General features: G+C 70.6%; 16 protein-coding genes. 12 read left to right on the forward strand and 4 right to left on the reverse strand.

The genetic code is table 11. The features are described 5' to 3' along the window. Positions 1-280 precede the first annotated feature (280 nt). From HCR68_RS01445 to HCR68_RS01460, 4 genes are all read left to right on the forward strand, one after another. Positions 281-1363 (forward strand): cellulose synthase operon protein YhjQ/BcsQ, encoded by a 1083-nt coding sequence (locus HCR68_RS01445; protein WP_243858863.1) that lies wholly within the window; start codon positions 281-283, stop codon positions 1361-1363. Beyond that, positions 1351-2616 (forward strand): TadA family conjugal transfer-associated ATPase, encoded by a 1266-nt coding sequence (locus HCR68_RS01450; RefSeq protein WP_167145491.1) that lies wholly within the window; start codon positions 1351-1353, stop codon positions 2614-2616. The genes HCR68_RS01445 and HCR68_RS01450 overlap by 13 nt, the downstream gene beginning before the upstream one ends. Continuing rightward, positions 2613-3908: a hypothetical protein gene (locus tag HCR68_RS14095; protein ID WP_243858864.1), complete on the forward strand. Its 1296-nt coding sequence runs from the start codon at positions 2613-2615 to the stop codon at positions 3906-3908. The genes HCR68_RS01450 and HCR68_RS14095 overlap by 4 nt, the downstream gene beginning before the upstream one ends. A gap of 242 nt (positions 3909-4150) precedes the next feature. After that, positions 4151-4663: a PH domain-containing protein gene (locus HCR68_RS01460; RefSeq protein ID WP_167145493.1), complete on the forward strand. Its 513-nt coding sequence runs from the start codon at positions 4151-4153 to the stop codon at positions 4661-4663. Positions 4664-4804: 141 nt separating this feature from the next. On the opposite strand, the gene HCR68_RS01465 is transcribed toward HCR68_RS01460, so the two are convergent. Then, entirely contained in the window at positions 4805-5335 is a 531-nt protein-coding gene (locus HCR68_RS01465) for a carboxymuconolactone decarboxylase family protein (protein ID WP_167145495.1), read from the reverse strand. A 64-nt stretch (positions 5336-5399) separates the two neighbouring features. Then, a complete protein-coding gene (locus HCR68_RS01470; protein WP_167145497.1) occupies positions 5400-5978 on the reverse strand; it encodes a peroxiredoxin in 579 nt (192 codons plus the stop codon). Between the two features lie 476 nt (positions 5979-6454). On the opposite strand from HCR68_RS01470, the gene HCR68_RS01475 reads away from it, so the two are divergent. The 6 genes from HCR68_RS01475 (at position 6455) to HCR68_RS01500 (ending at position 18240) form a co-directional block, all read left to right on the forward strand. Further along, a complete protein-coding gene (locus tag HCR68_RS01475; protein WP_167145499.1) occupies positions 6455-7495 on the forward strand; it encodes an MsnO8 family LLM class oxidoreductase in 1041 nt (346 codons plus the stop codon). A gap of 80 nt (positions 7496-7575) precedes the next feature. Next, the gene (locus HCR68_RS01480; RefSeq protein WP_167145501.1) at positions 7576-9315 is read left to right on the forward strand and encodes a methyltransferase; all 1740 of its coding nucleotides are present in this window, start codon (positions 7576-7578) and stop codon (positions 9313-9315) included. Between the two features lie 329 nt (positions 9316-9644). Then, complete coding sequence (locus HCR68_RS01485) at positions 9645-13877, forward strand: SpaA isopeptide-forming pilin-related protein (protein ID WP_167145503.1); 4233 nt, start codon at positions 9645-9647, stop codon at positions 13875-13877. A gap of 97 nt (positions 13878-13974) precedes the next feature. Beyond that, the gene (locus HCR68_RS01490; protein ID WP_167145505.1) at positions 13975-15585 is read left to right on the forward strand and encodes a SpaH/EbpB family LPXTG-anchored major pilin; all 1611 of its coding nucleotides are present in this window, start codon (positions 13975-13977) and stop codon (positions 15583-15585) included. A 275-nt stretch (positions 15586-15860) separates the two neighbouring features. After that, a complete protein-coding gene (locus HCR68_RS01495) occupies positions 15861-17180 on the forward strand; it encodes a class C sortase (protein ID WP_208320466.1) in 1320 nt (439 codons plus the stop codon). A 67-nt stretch (positions 17181-17247) separates the two neighbouring features. Then, positions 17248-18240, forward strand: a complete 993-nt coding sequence (locus HCR68_RS01500; RefSeq protein ID WP_167145507.1) for a phosphatase PAP2 family protein — start codon at positions 17248-17250, stop codon at positions 18238-18240. A gap of 61 nt (positions 18241-18301) precedes the next feature. Here the strand turns inward: HCR68_RS01500 and HCR68_RS01505 are convergent, their stop codons facing one another. Both HCR68_RS01505 and HCR68_RS01510 read right to left on the reverse strand, forming a co-directional pair. After that, on the reverse strand, positions 18302-20002 hold the full coding sequence (locus tag HCR68_RS01505) for a HAMP domain-containing sensor histidine kinase (protein WP_167145509.1): 1701 nt from the start codon (positions 20000-20002) through the stop codon (positions 18302-18304). Positions 20003-20045: 43 nt separating this feature from the next. Then, a complete protein-coding gene (locus HCR68_RS01510) occupies positions 20046-20792 on the reverse strand; it encodes a response regulator transcription factor (protein ID WP_167145511.1) in 747 nt (248 codons plus the stop codon). A 287-nt stretch (positions 20793-21079) separates the two neighbouring features. Here HCR68_RS01510 and HCR68_RS01515 point away from each other — a divergent pair, with 287 nt between their 5' ends. Further along, entirely contained in the window at positions 21080-22432 is a 1353-nt protein-coding gene (locus HCR68_RS01515; protein WP_167145513.1) for a PAS domain S-box protein, read from the forward strand. A 169-nt stretch (positions 22433-22601) separates the two neighbouring features. Next, positions 22602-23936: a diguanylate cyclase gene (locus tag HCR68_RS01520; protein ID WP_167145515.1), complete on the forward strand. Its 1335-nt coding sequence runs from the start codon at positions 22602-22604 to the stop codon at positions 23934-23936. The last annotated feature ends 149 nt before the right edge of the window (positions 23937-24085 follow it).

Genomic DNA, 24085 nt, shown 5'->3' on the forward strand with positions numbered 1-24085 from the left:
CGGCGCCGTCCTCAGTGCCAGTGGCGGGCGGCCGCGGGTTGCCAGAGGCCACAGGTCCGTTTCCGCAACCCGTTTCCACAGGTCCGACGACGCCGGTGGGCGCCGCCGGCTACGGGCTCGCATCCTGGTGAACGGGACCGGCACCGAGCCGGCACTGATCCGGTACTGAGCCGGTACTGAGCTAATGCCGAGCCGATACCGCACGCGGATCGGGGAAGGCGCCCACGGAGGCAGTCGTCAAGGACAGGGGAGAAGACGGGTGGAGACAGTGGAGACAACGATGGAGGCACTGGAGGAAGCAGTCAGGGCGCCGCAGACAACGGGGGACGCGGTGACGGCGGAGACATGGGACGGCCGGGACGTGTCCTTCCCTCCCCTGAGGCCTTCTGAGGATACGTCTGCGCCTCCCGTTGAGGCGGCTGAGGCGGCGCAGGAGGCAGAGAGCCGGGGCGCCTTGACGGCACTGTCGACGTCGTCGGCGCCGACCGCGCCGACCGCGCCGGCTGGGTTGCCGGCAACCGTCACCCAGGCCCGGAAGGGCCCCGCGGCCCAGATCCTGGCCGTGACCGGCGCTCGCGGGGGCCTGGGCGTCAGCGTCCTGCTGCTGCACCTGGCGTGGGCGCTGAGCCGGGCCGGCCGACGGGTGGCGATGATGGACCTCTACCCCGCCGGCGGGCTGGACCTCCTGTGCGGTGAGACCGTGCTGACCGGCCTGCGCTGGGCGGATCTTCCGGCCGAGGAGTCCGCCTTCCGACCCGGGCACCTGGTCGGGGCCCTGCCCGTGTGGCACGCCATGCCGGTGCTCACCGCTGACGTCCGTGGCGGGCCCTCGAGCTGTGCGGACGCGGTCCTGGAGGCGATGCGCACCGAGCACGACGTCGTCCTGGTGGACCTGCCCCGAGGCGCGCCCCCGCCGCCGGGTGCCCGGGTGCTGCTCGTCACCGGCCTCGACCTGCGCTCGGCCGTCGCGGCGGAGAGCGTCGCCCCACGGCTGCGGGGCCCTCATCCCTCCAACGCATCCCCTGCCGCCGACCCGGGCTCGCCGTCGCCGGTATGGCTCGTCGTGCGCCGGAGCGGCGAGGACGTCGTCCCCGAGGACCTCGAGCTCATCACCGGCTGCCCGGTCCTGGGACACGTCCCCACCGACCGGGTCCTGACCAAGCGCCTCGCTCTCGGGGAGGACCCGGTGCGGGCCCGTTCGGCCACCCGGCGCGCGGCCTCCGCCCTGGCCCGAGAGCTGCTGGCTCGCGTTCTCGTCGCCGAGCCGCCCCAGCCGGTGCCGACCGCCGCCGGGGGAGCCCCGCAGCCGGCCGGCGGACGAGTCAGGGTGCAGGAGAGGGGGAGCCGGTCATGGTCCCGATGAGCCCCGATCGTCCCGGCGACGCCGGGAGACCCGCAGCCCCGGGCCCCGAGGACCCCGAGCTGGCCCGGGTCCGCAACGCCCTGGCGCGGGGAGCCGGCCTGGACCGGGCCCTCAGCGATGCCGCCGCCCCCACCACCGGAGAAGTGGGCATGGCCCGTCTCGGTGAGCGGGTGCGCGCCGACGTCGAGGGCGCCGGACCGATCCTCCAGCCCCTCATCGAGACCGACGGCGTCACCGACGTCCTCGTCAGCGGCGGAAGCACCTGGATCGACCGAGGACACGGCCTCGAGCCCGTCCCCTCGGCCACCATGGACGAGCCCCAGGTGCGGGCCCTGGCCGTGCGCATGGCCGCCTCCGCCCACAAGCGCCTCGACGACGCCTGCCCCGTCGTCGACGCCACCCTGCCCGACGGCACCCGCCTCAACGCGGTCCTGCCGCCCCTGAGCGCCGACGGCACTCTGATCAGCCTGCGTACCAAGCGCCGCCGCGGCTTCACCCTGGCCGAGCTCACCCTGGCCGGAACCATCGCCCCCGGCCTCGACGACGTCTTGACCGCCCTCGTGGCCGGCCGCGCCAGCTGCCTGGTCACCGGCGCCACCGGAACCGGCAAGACCACCCTTCTGGCGGCCCTGCTCGGGCTCGTCCCGGCGGACGAGCGCATCGTGTGCATCGAGGAGGCCAGCGAGCTGCGCCCCGACCACCCCCACGTCGTCCACCTCCAGGAGCGCGGTGCCAACGTCCAGGGCGTCGGGGCGGTCTCGATGACCTCCCTGGTGCGCACCGCCCTGCGCATGCGGCCCGACCGGATCGTCCTGGGGGAGTGCCGCGGCCCCGAGGTGCGCGACGTCCTCACCGCCCTCAACACCGGCCACGAGGGCGGCTGGGCCACCCTCCACGCCAACTCGCCCGCCGACGTCCCCGCCCGCCTCACCGCCCTGGGGGCGCTCGCGGGACTCGACGAGGCGGCCGTCGCCGCCCAGGCCACCAGCGCGCTCGACGCCGTCGTCCACCTGCGCCGACAGGCCGGTTCCTCCGGGGCGCGCCGCTACGTCGCCTCCATCGGGGTGCTGCGGCGCGAGACCACACCGGCCGGAACGGTTCTCACCTGCGAGGAGGCCCTCCGTGTGGATGACGACGGACGTCTGGCCACCGGCCCGGCCGCCGCGGCGCTGCGAGCCCGGATCGGTCCACAGGCCCTCTCCCGCCTCGGTCCGGCGGGCTCGACCGGCCTGGGCGAGGGGAGCCCGCTATGACCGAGGCGACTGCTCCTCCGGCCGCCATGGCGGTCTCGATCGTCTCCGGCTCGGCAACCGCCCCAGGGGCCGTCTCGCCCGCGCCCGGTGCCTGGATCGCGGCTGTCCTGGTGGCGCTGGCCACCGCCGTGCTCCTGCTACCGGCCCGTCGCGGGCTGCCGCGCGGCCGGACCACGGGCGTCGCGCCGGCCGGTGCGAGCCCATCGGCCCCGCAGAGGCTGCTCGGCGCCCTGGGCTCGTGGCGGGCCGGGCCGCCCGAGCCCGACCTCGGGCTGCTGCTCACCGAGGTCGCCAGCCTCCTGCGCGCCGGCGCCACCCCGCAGCGGGCCTGGACGCGCACCCTCCGGCGCGCGGGGCTCAGCGAGGGAACCGAGCCCGACGATGACGGCGTCCCACCCGCGCTGCACGCGCTCGCCGACCTCCAGCACGACTCCTGGCTTCCCCGTCTGCGCGACGGCCACCCGCACTGGCGCCCGCCTCCCAGGGGGCGGCGGGCCCGGCAGCGGCGAGCCACCGCCGCCGGGGTGCCGGGAGCCATCGCCTCCTGCCGCCTGTCGACCGCCCTGGGGGCGCCCCTGGCCGACATCCTCCAGGCCGTGGCGGGTGGCGTCGCCGAATCCGGCCATGCCGAGGCCTCCCGCCGGGCCGCCCTGGCCGGTCCCCGCACCACCGCCCGGCTCCTGGCCTGCCTTCCCGCGGTCGGCCTGGGGTTGGGGATGCTGGTGGGCGCTGACCCCGCCGCCCTCCTGCTCGACGGCGGCGTCGGCAGCGCCCTGGGAGTGCTCGGCGTCGTGCTCATGGTCGTGGGTCACCTGGTCACCAGGCGCTTCGTGCGTGCCGCGACGGCCGACGGCGACGTCGTCGACGAGGCCCTCGTACTGGACCTGGCCGCCGCCGCGCTGAGCGCCGGGGCCTCGGTCCCCGGGGTGCTCACCGCCCTGGGCCAGACCCTGGAGGAGGACGGCGCCGGCATCGCGGGCCGGGCCCTGCTGCTGGGCGCCGACTGGGAGGAGGCCTGGGAGGCACCCGACGACGAGCAGTGGCGCCGTCGGCGCACCCGCCTGGAGTCCTGTCTGCGCCCCGGCTGGGAGGACGGGGCCTCACCGGTCGCCCTCCTGGAGGCGACGGCCGCGAGCCTGCGCGCGGGTAGGCGCGCCAGTGACGAGGAGGCCGCCGAGCGCCTGGCGGTCCGCCTCGTTCTGCCGCTGGGCGCCTGCCACCTGCCGGCCTTCGTCATCCTGGGGATCGCACCGGTCGTCGCCTCGGTCGGTATGAGCATGCTCACCGGTTGAACGGCCGCTGCCCTGGGAGCACCCCGGTTCCGCCCGATAGGTGCCCTGTCTCCGCCTCGGCTCCGCCCTGGCCCTGACCCGTCCCCGCCCTGTCCTCGTCCTGTCCCAGCCCAGAATGCGGACGGCTGATGATCCGCTCATGACCGGCCTGCGACCGGCTTGCGACCAGCCACTGCTCGGATGACTCGCCGGCCCCTCCCACTCGGGTGCGCGAACCCCCGGCGCCCTGGCACGATGGGGCCATGGCACTGTCGAAGAAGCTCCTGAGCCGCGACGAGGTCGTGGTGCGGCACATGCACACCCACATCAAGGTCCTCCTGTGGCGGTTCGTCGTCGAGATCCTCCTGCTGGTGGTCGGCGTCGTCGCCTCGGTCATGGCCCCGGCCTCCTGGCAGCCCTGGGGCGTCCTGGCGATCTGGGTGGTGGTCCTCGCCGCGAGCATCCCCCTGCTGCTCGTGCCGTGGCTGCAGTGGTACACGCGCACCTACACCGTCACCACCAAGCGCATCATCACCCGCTCGGGCGTCTTCAGCCGCGTCGGCCACGACCTGCCCCTGACCCGGATCTCCGACATCCAGCTCGACAAGGACGTCACCGACCGCTTCTTCGGCTGCGGCACGCTCGCTCTGCAGACCTCGGCCGACGACCCGCTCCTCCTGCACGACGTCCCCCAGGTCGAGATGGTCCAGGTTGAGATCTCCAACCTGCTCTTCGACGACGTCCAGGGCGCCATCGACGCCGACCCCCGCAGCTGACCCGCGATCGATTCCCGTCGCTGCCCCCGGGCGAGGCCACCGGCGTCATCAGCCGGCACCAGTGACAACGACGGCGGCCGCCCGCTCCCAGTGAAGGAGCCGGCGGCCGCCGTCGTACCGGTCAGGACGGCGAGACCGGGTTCAGTCGAGGGTCTCCACGACGCTGATCGCCTGGGCCACGCCGGTCAGGGTGGCGGCGATGCGCACGGCCTCCCAGACCTGCTCGGTGCTCAGGCCCTCACCGCGCACGGTGGCCTCGTGGGCGGTCACGCACTTCTCGCAGCCGTTGATGGTGGACACGGCCAGGCTCCACAGCTCGAAGTCGACCTTCTCCACACCGCCGGAGGTGCCGATGATGTTCATGCGCAGGCCCATGCGCTCGTTGTCGTAGGCCGAGCCCAGGAAGTGGCGCGTGCGGTAGGCGACGTTGTTCATCGCCATGATGGAGGCGGCGCCCAGGGCGGCGCTGACCGCCTCCTCGGACAGGTGGGTGCGGGCGTCCTCCATGACCTGGACCAGGACGGACTCGTTGCGGGTGGCGGCGGCCGCGGCCACGAAGGTGCCCCACTGCTGCTGCTCGGTCAGCGAGGAGGAGCGGGACAGGGTGGACAGGTTCAGGGAGAGGTCCTTGGCCCAGTCGGGCAGGGCGGAGCGCAGGTTGTCGATGCTCATGTCTTCTCGTTTCGTCGTTGGGGTGGCGGAGAGTAGTGAAGGTCAGGAGGTGCGGGCCGGTAGGTCAGTCCATCTGGCCCAGGGCGTCGATCGTGGCGGCGCCGGCCTGCCAGTTGCAGGCGCACAGCTCGTCGGACTGGAGGGCGTCGAGCTGGCGCAGGACCTCCTCGGTGTTGCGGCCCACGGAGTCGGCGGTCACGGAGACGGACTGGATGACGTTGTGGGGGTCGATGATGAAGGTGGCGCGGTCGGCCTCACCGGTGGCGCGCTTGATGCCCAGGGCCTCGGTGAGCTCGCGGTTCAGGTCGCTGGCCATGGGGAAGGGCAGGTCCTGGAGCTTGTCGTGGCTGCGCCGCCAGGCGTAGTGGGTGTACTCGTTGTCCACGGAGACGCCCACGACCTCGCAGTCGCGGTCCTTGAAGTCCTGGTAGAGGTCGCCGAAGGCCGCGATCTCGGTGGGGCACACGAAGGTGAAGTCCTTGGGCCAGAAGAAGACGACGCGCCAGGTCCCGGCGGGAACCTGGGAGGAGACGGTGGTGAAGTAGTCCTCGGGCTTGGTGGCCTCAACATCTTTGAGGTTGCCGGGGACGACGGCGGTGAGCTCGTAGGCGGGGAACTGGTCTCCGATGGTGAGAACGGCCATGGGTGCCTCCTGATTCGTGGATCGCGGCGCGGTGCGGCGCGACGTCGTGTGAGTTGGTGCGAGCCGCAGCGGATCCGGGGAGCGCCGGTCAGGGTCCTCCGTACCTGTCATCCCCGTCCCGGTGGACGGTGATCCTTTCAGGTGGGATCGGTGGACGCTGCGTCGGTTTGTGCCGGGCTGGTACCGGCTGGTGCCGGGCGGCTTCGGGGTCCAACCGTAGGGCCGATCGTTAATAACTGCAAATATGATTTCTCCTATCTTTGAGAAGGAACACCTTATGTTGTGTCGGTCCGATGACGGCGCTCGTGAACGGCTCGCGAACGGCCCGCGAACAGTCGCTGTGCACTGCGAGGCACTGCGAGCCATGTCCGGAATGAGGGCCCGCCGCCCGGTGTTGACCCGGCTGATCGGTAGCCGCCGCACGCCGTGACGCGCTATCACGCACCGTCTCCCACCGTCACGCCTCAGGAGAAGTCATGAGCCCTCGCCTCAGCCGTATCAGCGCCCTCGAGCAGGTCCCCCTCTTCGAAGGAGGAGACACTCGCCGCACCCTGGAGGACCTCGTCGTCCTGGGGCGGGGCCTGGAGGAGGCCGGCTACCACCGCTTCTGGCTGGCCGAGCACCACAACACCGGCTCCTTCCTGTCCTCGGCACCCGACCTGCTCATGATGCACGTCCTGGACGCCACCAGCCGCATCCGCGTGGGCTCGGGCGGCGTCATGGCCATGCACTACGGCTCACTGCAGATGGCCGAGCGCTTCGCCACCCTGGCCGCCCTCCACCCCGGCCGCGTCGACATGGGACTGGGGCGCGCCCCCGGCGGCGACATGCGCGCGGCGGGCGCCCTCAACCAGGGCCGCGTCATCGATCCCGACGCCATCAACACCCTCATCGAGGAGACGGTCGCCCTCCTGCGCGACGACCTGCCGGCGACCCACCACTACGCCTCCCTCGAGGTTCAGCCCCGCCCGGCCGAGATGCCCGAGGTCTGGCTCCTGGGCTCCTCGGGCCAGTCCGCCGCCTGGGCCGGCGCCCACGACCTCAACTACGCCTACGCCCAGTTCTTCACCGGCCGCCAGCAGGTCGAGATCATGAACCACTACCGGGCTCACCTCCCCGAGAGCCCGGGCACCCACTCCGACAACCCGACCCGCGGCGGCCGCGATGGAATTCATGGTGGCCAGACCCTCTCCGCCCTGTGCGTCAGCGCCGCCGACAGTCGCGAGGAGGCCCACGAGCAGGCCCTCGTGGCCGCCGACGCCCGCTTCAGCCTGCGCACCGGCCGGCCCATGCGCTTCCGCGACCCCTCCACCCTCGACGCCGCCTACCGTGCCGAGATCGAGCGCTACCTCGAGCGTGACACATCCATCATCGTGGGCACCTACGACGAGGTCGCCCGAGCCCTGTCCTCCTTCGCCGAGAACCACGGCACCGAGGAGGTCATGCTCGTCAGCTACATCGACGACGTCGAGGTCAAGGCGCATCAGTACACCGAGCTCGCCTCCCGGCTCCTGTGAGTCGGTGGGCGCCCCGTCGGGCTTCTTCCCCCGGCGGGGCGCCCGAGGCGACCGGCGCGCCCCGCGCTACGGTCGGTGCCATGCGCCCAGCGAGCCCAGCCAGTACCCGGTCCGAGTCCGCGCCGTCTCCCGCGACGACGCCGCGACCCTCGTCCTCCGTCCCGCCCCCGGCTCTCACCGGCGAGCAGGCGGCGAGCCTGCGGGCGGACCTGGACGGCGCCGGCTGGGGCGTGGAGGCCGTGGCCGCGCTCCTGGGCGAGGCGGCCGATGCCGCACTGCGCCGGGAGATCCGCCTGCCCGCCCTGAGGGCCGTGCGCGCCGCCCTGGCCCAAGGGGCCGATGCGTCCGCCGTGGCCGTCCTGACCGCGCTGTTCATGCTCGGCCAGCCGGTTCCCACCACCTTGCTCGACGCCGCCCTGCCCCGCACCGGAGCGGCCGGCGCCCACCGGATCGGCCTGGTCGGTGATCCCGACGAGGACGGGCGCGTTCGCGCCCGCGTCGACCTGCGCCCCCACGAGGCCGTCGACGACGCCGGCGAGATCCGCTGGTGGGTGGCCTCCGACCTCGGCGAGCTCGTCACCGGCCGGGCCCTGGCCCCCGACCACGTCCTGGGCATCGGCGGCGCCGGACTCACCCTGGCCGGCCTCACCCCGCGCACGCCGGTCCGTACCGCTCTGGACCTGGGCTGCGGCTGCGGCATCCAGACCCTCTACCTGCTGCGCCACGCCGAGCACGTCGTCGCCACCGACATCTCCGCGCGCGCCCTGGCCTTCACCGCCTTCAACGCCGCCCTGGCCGGCGTGAGCGACACCGTCGGGCTCGGTTCCGACGTCGGCGCCGGCCGGCTGGAGCTTCGGCGCGGCTCCCTCCTCGAACCGGTGGCCGGCCGCCGCTTCGACCTCATCGCCTCCAACCCGCCCTTCGTCCTCACCCCGCCCGCGGTACGTGAGGCCGGCCTGCCGCTCATGGAGTACCGCGACGCCGGCGGCCCCGTCCTGCCGGCCCTCGTGGCCGGGCTGAGCGAGCACCTTGCACCCGGAGGAACCGCCGTCATGCTCGGCAACTGGGAGCACCGCCCCGACCCCCGCGACCCCTCCGACGCCCCTGAGCCCGATGCCTCCGGCTCCGAGCGCCCGGTGTCTCCGGCGTCGGCGGGCACCTCCTGGCGCGACGCCGTCGCCGCCTGGATCCCCGAGGACCTCGACGCCTGGGTCATCGAGCGCGAGGTCCAGGACCCGGTCGAGTACGCCACCATGTGGCTGCGAGACGGCGGCCTGACCCCCGAGCGCGACGCCGGCGGCTTCGACACCGCCCTGGAGACCTGGATCGGCGACTTCGAGGCCCGTGGCGTCGAGGGCATCGGCTTCGGCTACCTCGTCGTCCACCGCCCGGAGCGTCACCGCCAGCCCTGGCGCCTTCTGGAGGAGGTCACCACCTCCGGACAAGGAGTCCTGGGACCCCACGTCGCCGGCGTCCTGGCCGCCCGGGAGCGGCTCGCCGGTCTCGACGACGACGCCGTCGCCGACCTGCGTCCGGTGCTCGCCCCCGACGTCACCGAGGAGCGCCACCTGATTCCGGGGGCGGCCGAGCCCACCGTCATCCTGCTGCGCCAGGGCGGCGGGCTGGGGCGCACCATTCGGGCCACGACGGCGGTGGCCGCCCTGGCCGGGGTGGCCGACGGCGAGCTGAGCATCGGGCAGGTCGCCTCCGCGGTCGCCGCACTGAGCGAGATGACCGGATCGGATGCGACCGCGCTGCGAGCGGAGATGATCGAGGCGGCCCGGCACCTCCTGGCCGTGGGCTTCCTCACCATCGGCTGAGAATTGCGTGCTGCGCACGGAGCGAAAAGGCGTGGATCACACGTAGATCGTGCGGTGAATAATCCTTTCGCTTGAGACTGGCGATTAATGTCTGCCGCCTCCTCTTCATCATCGTAACCACTCCGCCATCAATGATGCGCAACTGGAACGTGCACTGATTGGTGGGATCTCAAGGAAAAGTGGTCGTGTCGTGCGACGATGCGCGATTGTTGCCCATTGCGGGGCCTCATGGGTATCGGAGCGGAGGCAGGGGATCTACATTCCTCGGCAGTCAAGCCCGTGGCGCGCATCCCCGTGCGCCCGTTCCTCATGATCGGATTCAGATCGGTATGCCCCTCTCGTCAATCCGCCCGCGGTGCGGGCGCGAAGGACTCCTGCGCAGATTCGTTGCCGCGGTTGGTTCTGTTGTCATCGTCCTGGTGACGATGGTGTCGCTCCCGTGGGCGACGCCGTCGGCGGACGCGGCCACCGGTGAGCTGACCGTCCCGCTGGGGGACACCTCCGCTCAGATCGCCTACGTGCGCAACACCGAGGGGGTGGACGCCGTCACCGAAACGGTGAACGACTACCCCTATACGGTACTCCCGTGGGAGTGGGCGTACTCGCGCGCCTGTGTTCGCTACTCGCCCGCCGGCGGCGGCTACTACACCGATGTCGTCAAGGGGAGCAGCGGCGCCTACGCCACAGTCGGGTACGGGCGCCAGGAGCTTAACGGCGCCTGCCCGGACTTCGAGGGCGACCCCTCCTGGGGGAGGCAGTCCTCGCTGGGGTTCCAGCCGTCCAATACCACGTCCATCAAAACCGGACAGGTGTTTCTCGTAGGAATGATGAGGCACGTCAATCGCCCCATCTACTCGGACACCAGCAGTGTCACCAACCCGGCCAGGCCGGAGACGATCTACTACGGAAGCTTCAACGTCAGGACGGCCGGAACCATTGAGGCCAACTTTCCCTGGGTTGAGAAGGACACGATCAACACCTGCACCGGAAAGATCGGCTCCGACGGCAAGCTGGTGATCGATGACTATGGCAAGGAGAGCCAAAGGATCCCGACCCCTTACGCCTACGACTCCAGGGGAAATGTCGGCCGTTACGGCGGCGGCTACGTCTACATGTACCAAAATGGCAGGCTGGTGTGGTTCGACGGTTACATGACCCAGGACTACACGGACAAGAACGGACGGACCTGCTCGGATGACATTCTTGATATCCGCTCCGACCGCTCGGACACGGCCTGGACCGACCCGAACACCGGCATCAGCTACAAGCTCAAGCTCTGGGGATTCGTCAACAACGGGAGCTCCGACAACTGCCAGGCGCAGCTGTCCAAGGCCGAGTCCGCAGGACTTGAGGAGCGCTTCATCACCCGCGAACGGGCCATCTCCTACGGCTGCCTCTACGGCTCCCTGGAGCAGGAGCGGCCCGTCACCTTCGCCAAGGACGTCAAAGCCGACCCCTCTGTTCAAGGATCGCTGACAATCCCTCAGTTCAGCTACGTCAACGCCTCTCCGAAGGGCACCTACGGGTACGAGAACTGGGGCACTCCCTCCGGCCTCACCCCTACCTGGGACAACGAGGCCGTGGACCCCAAGACCTACACCCTGCTGGCCCCCAACGACGCCGCAACGGTCCAGGAGGTCGGGACCGCGCCGCAGGGAGCCATCGACAGGGATGCGGGAGAGGTCCGGAGAACGGGATGGTTCCTGCGCGGTATCACCTGCACCGCCGGCACCCGCCAGACGCCGCTGCTGCGTCGGGACGGCGCGACCCGCCTGGACCAGTCCGACTCGGTCAACCTTCAGCAGCAGACCGTCCGCCTGGACGAGACCCAGCTCGCCGAGCACCAGGACGAGCTCGGTATCAAGTGCGTCTGGCACAACGAGTACGTCGTCGCGCCCGGACGCCTGACCCTCGTCAACGTCGTCGACGCCGGCTCGGCCAAGCCCACTGAGTGGACCCTGTCGGCCACGCCCACGGTCTCCGGGCTCTTCGGGCAGAAGACCGTCACCGGGGCCAGCGGCTCCGCGCAGGTCACCAGGATCAGCACCGCCGGCGGCACCTACTCGCTGACCTCCGGCTCCGGTCCGGAGGGCTACACGCAGAACGGCCCCTGGGCGTGCACCGACGACGACGGCTCCGACGTCCCGGTCAACGGCGACGGCCAGTTCGTGCTGGGCGAGGGACGCCACGTCACCTGCACCGTTCACCAGAAGCCCCTCCAGACCCCGGTCAGCGCGGACAAGACCGTCGACGGCGCCTCCGACGCCGCCACGGCCGGCTCCTACTCGCTGTCCTACAGCTGCACCCCGGGACCCGACGGCCGGGGTACCTCGACCGGCAGGATCTCGGTGGACGCCAAGGGCGGCGCCGTCGACCTGCCCGCCCAGCACGTGGGCGCCACCTGCACCATCACCGAGGACGCCCGTGACGCCAAGGGCCTCAAGCAGCCGGCCTCGGCCGCGGGGGGCTCGGTCAGCTGGAAGGACCCGGCCGCCTTCAAGGTGGTGACCAACCCCGGCCGTCAGGAGAAGGAGATCGCCTCGACCGCCGTCGCCCCGGCGAACGGCAACGCGGGAGGCGTGACGTTCACGGTTCCCGACTCCACCGAGGGCAACGTCAGGGTCAAGGTCGTCAACTCCGTCGTCCCCCACGCCGGTATCGCCAAGACCTTCACCAAGGTCACCAAGAGCGCCGAGAAGGTCGACGGGAGGAACACCTTCGACCAGACCTACACGATCACGGTCACCAACCCCTCGGCCAAGGCCGACCTCACCTATGACCTCAACGACGCCTGGCAGGTCCCCACGGGTGTCACCGTCCACAAGGTCAGCATCTCCGGCGGCGACATCACCGGCACCGAGACGCCCCAGGCCGGCGTCCCCTACGCCAGGACCGGCATCACCCTGCCCGCGGGCCAGAAGCACACCTACACGGTCGTGCTCAACGTCTCCGGCCCCGACGTCGGCCTGCCCGGCGTCCAGGGAACCTGCCAGCCCGGCGCGGTCGGCCAGGGCAGAGCCGTCTACAACAAGGCCTCGGTCACCACCAAGGGCGACGATCAGCCCAAGGAGGCCGCGGCCTGCGGCTCGCTGCCCCCCAACCCCCGGTTCAAGGCCGCCAAGGCCCCGCTCGACGTGATCCGCAACGCCGACGGCACCTTCACCGCCGGGTACACGGTCACGGTCACCAACACCTCCCAGGCGGCCAGCCCGGTGGTCGCCGACCTCACCGACACCCCGCAGCTGCCCGCGGGCACCCGGCTCAGCCGGGTCAGGGTGCTGGAGAAGGGCGTCGACGCCCAGGGCACCACCGTCCCCGCCATCAACGGCGCCACCGGGACCCTCGACGGCCCGATCACCCTCATCAGGGCCGGCTCCGGCGGGACGCTCGCCGCTGCGAGCCCCGGGGGCGAGGGCGGCAGCCGCACCTTCACCGTGCAGATGACCTTCACGGTCCGCGAGGACGCGCAGGGCTTCGTCGAGTCCGACTTCCAGTGCGGTCACCAGCGTGCCGACGGCAGGCCCTCCGGCCTGGTCAACACCATCGCCATGGAGGGCGACGCCGACGGCGAGGACAACAACCACGCCTGCCTGTCGACCTCCGGCAAGCTGAAGTTCTCCAAGGAGATCACCGTCCAGCCCACGAGCGGCTCCACCTTCGACGTCGTCTACACCGTGAGCGTCGTCAACGAGGGCTCCCTGACCGCGGCCACCGGCCCCATCAACGACACCCCCTCCTTCGCCCCCGGGCTCGTGCCCACCACGGTCAAGGTCCAGCGTGAGACGGACAGGCCCCGGACGGTCACTCAGCAGGCCGACGGATCCTACCGGCTCGCTGATAACGAGCGTCTCCACTCGGGCCTGCGGATCCGCTACACGGTGACCTTCACCGTCAGAATCGATCCGTCGGTTCAGGGCTACAGCGAGGACCTGCTGTCCTGCACCACCGAGAACGGCAGGCTCGTCCCCGGCCGCGGCCTGTACAACAAGGTCGTCCCCGAGCCCGGCAAGGACTCCGACACCCGCCCCGACCACGATGTGGCCTGCGCCAACGTCTCGCCCGACGCCGGTAGGCGCGTCCTGTCCATTGTCAAGACCGGCAGCCAGGGTCCCCTGGACGACGCCGCCTTCGACATCTACCCGATGGACCCCGCCACCCCGGGGGCCAAGCCCCTGCCCGACGGCGTCACCTTCACCGGCGGCAAGGGCACCGGAACCTTCACCACGACGGGCCTGGCCATCAACCGCGAGTACTGGCTGGTGGAGACCAGGGCCCCGGCCGGCCACCAGCTCATGGCCAAGCCCGCCCGCTTCAAGGTGACCGACTCCGGCATCGAGCTCATCAACCCCGACCCCGGCGGCTCGGCCCTCACGGTCTCGCGCAGCGGGGCCGGCAGGGCCGAGGACACGATCACCGTCCGCGACGTCCAGATCGGCACCCTGCCGCTGTCCGGCGGGCGCGGCATCGGGATGAACGTCGCCATCGGGATCGCGGCCATCACCGGCGCCGGCCTGCTGGCGCTGCGCCGACGAAAGACTTCCTCACCCAGGCACGCCGCCTGAGCGCGAGAAGAATCCCCGACTCCGCTCCGTCGTGCGCGGGTCACCTCATTTCCCTCAATATCCCTCACTCATCCCACAACCACAGGAGACAACAGCCATGCACTCCCTCACCATGCGCCGGGGACTCGGCCTCGCCGCCGCGTTGACACTCGCCGCCGGCGCGCTCATCGCCCCGACCGGCGCGGCGGCACCCGCTGACCCGAACGGATCCACCATCGACCCCGACGCCGCCACGACGCTGACCATCCACAAGTGCGAGCAGACCGATGCCAACGGCGTCAAGGAGGGCAACGGCAACGAGGACCCCACGGCCGAGTGCAAAGCGGTCGCGGGCGTCGACTTCACCATCACCAAGCTGAACGTCAACCTGACGACCTACGACGGCTGGAAGACCCTGGCCGATCTCAAGGGCGACGTCTCCAAGGCCCGGGCCCTCGCGTCCTCCACCACGCACACGATCACCACCGGCGCCAACGGTCTGGCCTCCTTCAACGCGGACCAGACCGATGTGGGTGCCTACCTCGTCAGCGAGACCCGTACCCCTGCCCAGGTCATTCCGGCTGAGGACTTCGTCGTCACCCTGCCCATGACCAACCCGGCCAAGACCTCCGAGTGGAACTACAACGTCCACGTCTACCCCAAGAACACCGTCTCCGGTGTGGACAAGAAGGTCGAGGACCAGCCGGCTCCCGCCTCCGGTCAGGCCCTGACCTACACGATCGCCACCTCCATCCCGAAGGTCGACACCGCCAACGGGGCCACCCTCAAGCGCTACCAGGTGATCGATCCGCTCGACTCCCGCATCAAGTCCGATCTGACCTCGCTCAGTCCGGTCGTCAAGATCATCAACCCCGAGACTCAGCTGGAGAAGGACACTGACTACACCGTGGCGGTTGCCCCCAGCGTCACCCCCGGTGACAAGCACAACTACCTCACGGTGACGATGACCCCGACGGGGCTGGACAAGCTGGCCAAGGCCCGTAGCGCCGGCACCGGCGAGACCAAGGTCCAGGTGAGCTTCACCGCCGCGTTCGACGCGAGCGTCGACCTCGAAGGCTCCCTGTCCAACGTCGCCTACCTCATTCCGAATGACAACCCCAACTTCACCTGGGACCCGAATCACCCCACCAAGGACGTCCCCGGCGTGCCCACGAAGCCCGTCCTGTCCAAGTACGGCAAGCTGGTGGTCACCAAGACCGGTACGGACAACCTGGCCGACAAGGCCAAGTACAACGGCGCCCAGTTCCAGGTCTACGAGTGCACCAAGACCGACAGCGGTGCCACCCTCAAGGACGCCGACCCCAAGAAGGCCGGTACGAACCCGCTGACCATCAGCGGTCAGGACACCTTCACCACCTCCGGCAATGGCACGGTGGAGATCAGCTCCCTGCGCGCCAACGACTACGTCAACGGTGCGGAGAAGACCCCGCTGACCGACGACGACTACTACTGCCTCGTTGAGACCAAGGCGCCCGAGGGCTACAGCCTCCAGGCCGACCCGATCCCCTTCCGGATTCTGGCGGCCAACACCGAGCCCAACCAGTCAACCGCGCTGACCGTCACCGACGTGCCGAAGAACGCCGGCTTCCGCCTGCCGCTCACCGGTGCCAACGGCATCATCTTCCTCACCGTCGCCGGCGCCCTGCTGGTGGCCGGTGGCGCGGTGGTCGCCTACGCCAACAAGCGGCGCAACGCCGCCAAGCACTGAGCCGGCACTGAGCCGGCACCGAGCAGGCGCTCGGAGGGGCCGGCGCTGAGACGCGGCCTGGAGGTCATCGGTTCCATGTGACCTCATACGGCCGCGCCGCAGTGCCGGAGCCGGCTCCGGTCCCCGTGTGGGGGAGACGGGACGTCCCGTCTCCCCCACACGGGGGCGTCACCGCGAGCCTCCCGCGCATCCATCGAGCCCAGCGACCTCTTGCATCCCGCCGCGGTGAAGGCGCCGCCAACACCCACCCCATGAAGGAAAGGCACGGTTCTCCCGTGACAGCGCTGCTCCCCTCACGTCGTCCTCCGTCCCAGTCCGCCCCGGTGTCCTCGGGCGACGGCGAGCCCGCCGGTCTCGAGGGCGACGAGCCGACCGAGGTCGCCAAGGAGTCCTTGCCTCCTCAGTCCCCTCAGGACGGCCAGGATCCTGAGGGGGCGCGTAAGGCGGGGCGCCGCAAGCGGTTGCGCGAGCGCGCCCTGACCTGGCTCCCGCTGGTCCTGGTCCTGGTCGGCGTCGCCGTCCTCATCTACCCGGTGGTGGCCACCCAGCACAACAACGACGAGCAGCAGCGCCTGGCCGACATGTACACCGCCAGCGTCGAGGCCGCCGGCCCCGACGCCGTCGCCGAGGAGCGCGCCTCCGCCGAGACCTACAACAACCAGCTCGAGAGCGCCCCGATCCTCGACCCCTGGCTCGAGTCGCAGCGGCCCGACACCCCCCAGTACCAGGCCTACCTCCATGAGATGGACCTCGACCCGGTCATGGCGCGGATCGTCATCCCCTCCATCCACGTGAGCCTGCCCGTCTACCACGGCACCGACACGCGGACCCTGGCCAACGGCGTCGGGCACCTGTTCGGCACCAGCCTGCCGGTCGGCGGCCCCTCCACCCACGCGGTCCTCACCGGTCACACCGGGCTGCCCACCGCGACGATGTTCGACAACCTCACCCAGGTCAAGAAGGGGGACGCCTTCTACGTCTCCTCCCTGGGGCAGACCCTCAAGTACGAGGTCGTCGACATCACCGTCGTCACGCCCGAGGAGACCGACTCCCTGCGCAAGGTCCCCGGACGCGACCTGGTCACGCTCATCACCTGCACGCCCTACGGCGTCAACTCCCACCGCCTCCTGGTCACCGGTGAGCGCGTTCCCATGGACCCCACGGCGGCCGCGGCCGAGGAGGCCGAGGCCCTGCCCGCCCCCATGCAGACCTGGATGAAGGTCATCATCGTCGCCGTCGTCATCATCCTGGCGGTCGTCGTCGGGATCCTGGGGCGCCTGTGGTGGCTGCGCCGCCGCGCCCGGCTCGCATCCGGCGCCGAGGGGTCCTCCTGCGCCGGCAGCAGGACCGACGACGCAGGCGACGCCGATGACGTTGGTGACTCAGCCGATCCCGGTGCGCCCGAGGACTCGGTGAAGGTGGGCTCGGTGGAGGTCGACGACGTCGGCGACGTCGTCGACGCGGGCCACTGGCCCGGCCGTCACCTCAAGGACCAGCTCAAGGACCACGTCGAGGACGCCGCCGGGTCCACCGGCGACGCTCCTGGCGAACGACGAGGGAATCCCCCCGACGACGTGGAGACACGCGAGCCGTGAGCAGTCCCGCACAGGAATCGCGACTGTCTTCCTGCTGGCGGTGTACTTCAGAACCTACGATCTGCCGGTGGCCTCCTTCCAGTCGCAGACCTCCCAGTCCCTGGGACGGCTGCGCCTTCGCGGAGGCCTGCTGTCCCTGAGCTGCCTGGCGGCGACGCTCGGCCTGTGGGGCCTGTTCGTGTTCACCCACACCGGCCAGATGCTCGACGCCATGGCCCTGGACGGCTCGGAGATCGGCTCGCACTACGTGAGCGACCACGCCCGCACCCTGCTGTCCATGGTCTCGATGCCGGCGGCCGTCATCCTCGTGGTGACGATCCTGGCCATCGGTCTGCTGCGGCGCAGTCACCGACGGGCCGTGTGGGCCGTCGTCGCCGTGGTCGGGGCCAATCTGACCTCCCAGGTCCTCAAGTACCAGATCCTGTGGCGCCCCGACTTCAACATCACCGAGCGCTGGGACAACGCCAACACCCTGCCCTCGGGGCACACGACCATGGCGGCCTCCGCCGCGGTCGCGCTCATCCTGCTGTCCGGGCGGCGCTGGAGGGCGCTGTCGGCCTGGGCGGGGGCCCTGTTCACCATCGCCATGGGCTACTCCACCCTCGTGTGCCAGTGGCACCGCCCCTCCGACGTCCTGGCGGGCATCCTCGTGCCCGTGGCCTGGGGCGCCTTCGCGGTGGCCGGCGGCGCCTGGCGAGCCCCCTGGTCCCTGCGCTCGGGAACCGGGGAGGAGGGCTCCGGTGAGGTGCCCGAGCTGACCACCGTGGGGACGATCCCGGTGACCGCCGCCGGCCCGCGGCTGTGGAACCAGTTCGTCGGCAACGTCCTGCTGGCCTCGGCCGGCATCGTGTGCACGCTGGGCGCACTCGGTCTGGGTACCTGGGTGTGGCGGCAGCTGGACGGCTCGGGCGGCACGGACTCGCGCTGGCAGCTCTTCGGCGCCTACGCCACCGGATCGGTGGCCGTCGTCGGCGTCACCTGCCTGGCCCTGTCCGCGCTCGTGTCACTGACCGACTGGGGCCGCACTCGACACAAGCACGAGCCCCGCCACCGGGACTGATCGGGACTGACCTCGGCTGACCGGGACCGGCCCCGCTCGTTGGTCTACTCGACCTGGTCGGCTACTCCTCGACGGCGGCGGCCGGGAGCCTGACGATGAAGGTGGTTCCGTGGTCCTGCGGCGCGGTGGAGGACTCGACGTCGATGCTGCCGCCGTGGGACTGGACGATCGCCAGGGCGATGGACATGCCCAGCCCCGTCGATCCCGTGCGCCGCTCGCGCGAGGAGTCCCCGCGGGCGAAGCGCTCGAAGAGCCTGTCGCGCACGTCGGGCGCGATGCCCGGGCCGTCGTCGCCGATGCGCACGATGAGGGACTCGCCCTCGCGCTCGAGCGTGGTGGTCACGTGGCTGCCGGCGGGGGTGTGGACCCGGGCGTTGGCCAGGAGGTTGACGATGACCTGACGCAGGCGCGCCTCGTCACCGATGACCAGTGGCGGCTCGGGCAGGAACTCCTCGGCCTCCTCCGGCGTGACGTCGGCCGGCGGCTCGAGGACGGCCAGGTCCAGCCTCCAGTCGTGGTCCGGCCCGGCCGCGCGGGCATCGGCCACGGTGTCCACCAGGAGCCCGACCAGGTCCACCTCCTCGTGGCGCAGCTCGCGCCCGGCGTCCAGACGGGCCAGCAGCAGCAGGTCCTCCACGAGTGCCGTCATCCGCACCGACTCGGAGTGCACGCGGTCCAGGGCGTAGGTGGCCTCCTCCGGCAGGTCGGCGTCGGCTCCCTCACGACGGATGAGCTCGGTGTAGCCGCGGATCGAGGCCAGCGGCGTGCGCAGCTCGTGGGAGGCGTCGGCCACGAACTGGCGCACCTGGGTCTCCGAGCGCTGACGCGCGCCCAGAGCCGACTCCACGTGCCCCAGTAGGGTGTTGAGCGCCCCGCCGACGTGCCCGACCTCGGCCGAGGAGGTCAGGTCCGCCTCCTCCACGCGGTCCTCGATGGTCACCTCGCCGCGCTCCAGCGGCTGGGAGGCCACGCGGTGGGCGGTGCGGGCCACACGCTCCAGCGGGGCCAGCGAGGAGCGCACCATGGTCCGACCGGCCAGCGCCACGATGAGGGCCCCCACGAGGGCCACTACCAGCTCGATGAGCAGCTGGGTGCCGATGAGCGCCTTGTCCGCCTCCAGGGAGAGCCCGGTGATGACCGTGTCCCCTGAGACCTGGTCGCGCGTGGCCACCACCCGGTAGCTGCCCAGGTGGTGCAGGTGAACGGTGACGGGATGGTCGCCGGTGGCCTCGGACAGCAGCAGCCGGCAGTCCTCCTTGGAGATGGCCGCGTAGCGGCCGTCCTTGTCGATATAGGCGGCCGCCTCGCTGCCGGAGGTCGACGTCGCCGGGGCGATGAGCGTCAGGGTGCCGGTGGACTGCCCGGCGGCGTCGAGCCCCGGGGGAACCCCCTGCTTATCGGGGGCGGCTCCGTCGGCCCCGTCGGGAGGCTGTGCCCCGCCGGCCTGGCTGCCCTGGTCGGTTTGGCTCGATTGGGCCGCCTGGTCGGAGGCCTTCCTGGCCTCCTGCTCCACGTCGTGACGCTTGTCGGCGGCGCGCTGGGCGGCGGCCATCAGCTGGCTGTCGGTGCGAACCGTGAGGGTGTGTCGCAGGCTGAGTGTGGAGAAGGTGCTCATGACCGCGGCCATGACCAGGACCAGCCCGAGCACACCGACCACGAGGCGGGTGCGCAGGCTACGAGGTCTCCTGAAGGAGGAGACGGGCCACCATGAGCCGCGGCCGGTATAGCGGCCGGTCCGCTCGTCGGCCGGTGATGGGCTCATGAACTTCTCCGGCATCTGCGGCGTCTCCGGCATCTGCTCGCCGTCAGGCCTGCTCGTCGGCGCCGGCCACCGGCTTGAGGACGTAGCCCACACCGCGCATCGTGTGGATCATGGGCTCGCGGCCCTTGTCGATCTTGCGGCGCAGGTAGGAGATGTAGAGCTCGACGATGTTGGCCTGCCCGCCGAAGTCGTAGTTCCACACCCGGTCCAGGATCTGGGGCTTGGACAGGACCCGGCGGGGGTTGCGCATGAGATAGCGCAGCAGCTCGAACTCCGTGGCGGTCAGCTGGATCTCATCCTCGCCGCGCCAGACCTCGTGGGAGTCCTCGTCCATGCGCAGGTCACCGACCTCCAGCAGGGAGGCGGGCTTCTCCTCGCTGGCCCCTGAACGGCGCAGCAGGGCGCGCAACCGGGCCACGACCTCCTCCAGCGAGAAGGGCTTGGTGACGTAGTCGTCGCCGCCGGCGGTCAGGCCGGCCACCCGGTCCTCGACGGCGTCCTTGGCCGTCAGGAACAGGACCGGCACGTTCGGGCTGTGGCCGCGCACGCGGCGCATGACCTCCAGTCCGTCGAAGTCGGGCAGCATGATGTCCAGGACGATGACGTCGGGGTCGATCTCCTGGGCGGATCGGACCGCGGCGATCCCGGTCCCGGCGGTCGTGACCTCCCAGCCCTCGTAACGCAGGGCGGAGGCGAGCAGGTCGGCGAGCATCTGCTCGTCGTCGACGACCAGGACGCGCAGGGGGGAGCCATCGGCACGGGTGAGGTTCTCGGCGGGGGCGTTAGTCACGTCGCCTATTCAACAGGAAGGCGCTGTGCTCGACCACAGCGCAACCTGTGTCTCGACTGTGTTACCGATCTGAGACCCAACGGCGACCCAGAGGGACAGGTGCTGTGACATGCTTATGCGGTCGTGCGTCTCGGTTGTTGATCCCCACATCCGTGTGCACCAGAACGTTACTTCGTAGCGTAGTCGCACAGAGGGCGGCTCAGTGGTATCTCAGCCGCCTCCTCATCCAGCGTGTCGCTGCCGGTGATCCGGTAGTGACCGAATTCCCCTAACACAGCAGGAGAGTCATGGAATACGTCGATGGCAACGAGCGCCGCTTCGGTGCCGAGGACCTGTTCTTCTCGACGACGGATACCAAAGGTGTCATTCGCAGGACGAACCGAGTCTTCGATTCGCTGTCCCGTTACAGCACCGAAGAGCTCATTGGCTCCCCGCACAACATTATTCGGCATGACGACATGCCCGCCGGCGCCTTCAAGCTCATGTGGGACGAGCTCGAGCAGGGGCGATCATCGTGCGTCTACGTGCTCAACCGGGCCAAGGACGGTCTGGACTACTGGGTCTTCGCGACGATCGCCCCTCTGTCCGACGGTTACCTGTCGGTGCGCGTGCGTCCGACCAACCACGCCATGTTCACTCCCGTCAAGGAGATCTACTCCCGAGTGCGGGCCGCCGAGCGCGCCTACGCCGAGGAGGGGCACGGACGCCGGGAGGTCGCCGAGCACGGCGCGGCGCTCCTGACCGAGGAGCTGGCGGGGCTCCAGTACCACGACCTGCACAACTTCGCCCGGGCCGCGCTCCCGCGCGAGCTGGCCCTGCTGGTGGTCGAGGGCGTCCGGGTGCCGCCGCGCGCCGAGTCGGACAACCCCATGTTCGCCGTCCTCCAGGCCGTCGCCGCGATCGAGCGGGACACCGACGAGCTCATCTACCAGCTGGGGGAGTATCAGGAGCTCATCAACGGTCTGGGCTCCTGGGCCGGCGGGGTGCGCTCGGTCATCGACCGGGCCAACCGTGTGGGCTCCCTCATGGAGGAGGTCACCAGCCCCGACGGCGACTCCTCCGTCCCCACCGTCTCCGAACGGGTCAAGGAGCGCAGCGCCCAGGCCGTCGAGGTGCTCCGTCAGCTCAACTCCTCCCTCGTGGCGCTCTACGAGGCGGCCTCCGAGGTGCGCTTCCGCAGCTCGATGATGCGCCTGCACACCCTCATGGCCGGCATCTTCGCCGCCGCCGTCCTGGACGGGGATGAGGGGGAGTCGGCCGACGCCATCGGCGACCTCGCCGAGGCGATGCTCTCCGACCTGGAGGACCTGGTGCCCTCCTGCCAGGAGGCCGCCAACCTGGCTGAGCGCCTGGAGGGCGACCTGCGCACCGTGGTCAGCAACCTCGACCGCGTCAAGCGGCCCTTCCAGCGCTGGATCCGCGCCCTCCAGGACGAGGGCGCCCAGGCACTGGTCGACGGTGTCGATGCCGAGGCCGCCCTGGAGGAGGCCGTCGCCGTGGGCGAGCAGGGCTTCCCGGAGACGGCCTCCCTGGCCGAGCTGGCCGCCAAGGCCCGCGGCGTCGTCGTGACTCTGGACGAGCCCGTCATCCGCGAACGGGTGGCGACGGTGCGAGAGACCCTGAGCCAGCTGGGGGAGTAGTTAGCCGGAATCTACAAGATAGGTCCCAACTTACTGGTGACAATGTCATAAACAGTCTTCCGCGGGCCCGCGCGTGTCATTAAGGTTTTTCTGGCACTGTGCGAGGAGCTAAGGAAATGGTCCTCGACGAGGTGCTCCCGCGAACCATCTACCATGAAGGAGAGCACCCATGGAATCGCAGGTCGGGTACGAGCGTTTGTTCGATCCACAGGACATCTTCTTTTCCACCACGGATCTCAAAGGTGTCATCCAGAACACCAACAGGACATTCGATACGCTCTCACGCTACTCGCGTGAACGTCTCATCGGGGCTCCGCACAACATCATTCGGCACCTGGATATGCCGGCCGGTCTCTTCCGTCTCATCTGGGACGACCTGCAGTCCCAGCGCCCGGCCTGCGGATACATCACCAACCGGGCGGTGGACGGTCTGGACTACCGGGTCTTCGCCACGATCGTGCCGTTGCGTCAGGGCTATCTCTCGGTGCGGATCAAGCCGATGGACGGGGTGACCCGGGGCAAGGTCGAGGAGGCCTATCGTCGGGTGCGCGCCAAGGAGCGCGACCTGGAGGCCCGGGGCGCCTCGCGCCACCAGCTCGGGGAGTTCGGCGGTCGTGAGCTGGCCGCGGAGCTTCAGGCCCTGGGCTTCTCATCGCTGCACGACATGACGCTGGCGACCCTGCCGCGCGAGGTGGCCGCCCTGGTCGGCTCGGGGGTGCGCGTCCCGGCGGCCGCCCCCGAGAGCCTGGGCGCGGTGGCCCGCATCCTCAACACGGTGGCGGCCATGGAGAAGGACACCAACGCCCTGGTCTTCGAGCTCGATGAGTACCTGCGCCTCATCACCACCATGGAGGCCACCCACGCCTCGGCCCGGGCGGTGGAGGCCCGGGTGGGGCGTATCGGCCAGCTGGTGGCCCACGACGCAGGCAACGGCACCCAGACCAAGGCGCAGATGCTCGCCGAGCGCATCTCCGAGCTCACCGGTGCCGCCGGTGCCGAGCTGACCGGGCTGCCCTCGCGCCTGCAGGTCCTGCACCAGTCGGTCACCGAGCTGCGCTTCTCCGTGGCCCTCATGCGCCTGCTCACCCTCATGGTGGGGCGCTTCGCCCAGTCCATCCTCGACGGCAGTGAGGTGGATGCCACCCGCTCCCTGACGGACCTGTGCGAGGCGCTCGAGTCCGGCTTCCGCGGGCTGGGGCCCGTGCTGCGGACCGTGAGCACCCAGGTCGCCCAGCTCAATGACGCCCTGCACACGGTCACCTCCAGCCTGGACCGCGCGGCCCGGCGCCTGGGCCAGTGGGTCGACCTGCGCGGCGGTGGAGCCGGCTCGTCGGGCTCCGCGACCGTCGACGAGGTCGCCCAGCTGACCTCGCGCGGCTTCCCCGAGGTCCGCTCCCTGGCCGAGCTGGCCGCCGAATGCCGCGGCCTGCACCTGCCCTACGACGAGAACATCGCCGCTCAGCGTCTGGCCGCCGTGCGCAGCGCCCTGGCCGAGCTCATCTGAGGCCCGAGGCCCCGGGCCGATCCCCGTCTCAGGCGGTTTCAGGCGGTCCGCGCCGGGAGGCGGCCGCTGAGACGAAAGTCGTTTTCCGTACACTCTCCGTAGAATGCCCGGTTGGAAAAGGTGGGCGGTGCGTTACAGTCGGCTGAGAG

The organism is Actinomyces sp. ZJ308 (assembly GCF_011752065.1).
Classification (GTDB): domain Bacteria; phylum Actinomycetota; class Actinomycetes; order Actinomycetales; family Actinomycetaceae; genus Actinomyces.